The sequence below is a fragment of the Oleiphilus sp. HI0079 genome, from assembly GCF_001635105.1.
Genome location: NZ_LWFT01000245.1, coordinates 1 through 864, shown reverse-complemented (window position 1 = coordinate 864; position 864 = coordinate 1). Strand labels below are relative to the sequence as shown.

Genomic DNA, 864 nt, shown 5'->3' with positions numbered 1-864 from the left:
AGTTATTTATATTGAGAGCTTGATTCTAGGTTTCGAGTATTCTCCCCATGACAAATTTCTTCAAAGCGTCAATGCTGTTCAACTGTCACTCTATGCCATCTTCATGCATGGTTTCTTTGGCCAAACTGTAGGTAAAATGCTTGTGGGTGTAAAAGTCCTAAATCATGAAAACGAGCAACCAATTGGGCTGCTTCAATCATTGCGCCGAGAATCAGTTACATTATTGCTCAACGTCATATGGGTAATCCTTAGTATTGTTGCGTCTGTTATGGTCTATCAGGGTGTCGAAGATCTAAGTAATTTAGTTACCACCATACTTATATTTGCTGCTCTCTCACTTATCTGGGGTATTTCAGAATTCGTTACAATGTTGTTTAGTGAAAAACGGAGGGCTGTTCATGACTTTATTGGTAAAACTGTGGTCGTTCGCATATAACCAGGCCAGCCAGCATCGCTCCCTGCGGTCGCTGGACCTCGTTTCACTCGGCCGCTGCTGGCGGCGTTATGTTCTTTAAGAATATCAACAACTAGGGAATCGGAATGGAATCAATTCTTAAGTACACTCTCTATGCAATATCTTTTGTAGCTCTGGTTACGGGTGCAAACGTTTTAATTGGTGGTGCAGCCGCCGTACCTGGTTCATTGGGTCTGACCTTTCCCCTTGATTAGTACCACTCCATCAATGAGAAATTCCATATTATGCAACCTTCTTCGCGAAGGCTACCGGTGTTAAATAATTAAGCGAGCTATGTGGCCGTTCATGATTGTAGTGCTGCTGCCACAGATCAATTTCATATCGTGCTTCTTGTAACGTTCGGAACCAATGTTGGTTCAAGCAAGCGTCTCTAAACTTCCCATTGAAGC

2 protein-coding genes are annotated in these 864 nt (G+C 42.8%); one reads left to right on the top strand and one right to left on the bottom strand.

Annotation, left to right across the window (positions count from 1 at the left end; all coding sequences use genetic code 11):
• Positions 1 to 436: RDD family protein (locus tag A3750_RS03685; RefSeq protein WP_231871696.1), on the top strand; the 436-nt coding region annotated here is incomplete at its 5' end.
• Between the two features lie 261 nt (positions 437 to 697).
• On the opposite strand, the gene A3750_RS03680 is transcribed toward A3750_RS03685, so the two are convergent.
• Positions 698 to 864 (bottom strand): integrase core domain-containing protein (locus tag A3750_RS03680; RefSeq protein WP_156498367.1); only part of this gene is annotated, 167 nt, incomplete at its 5' end.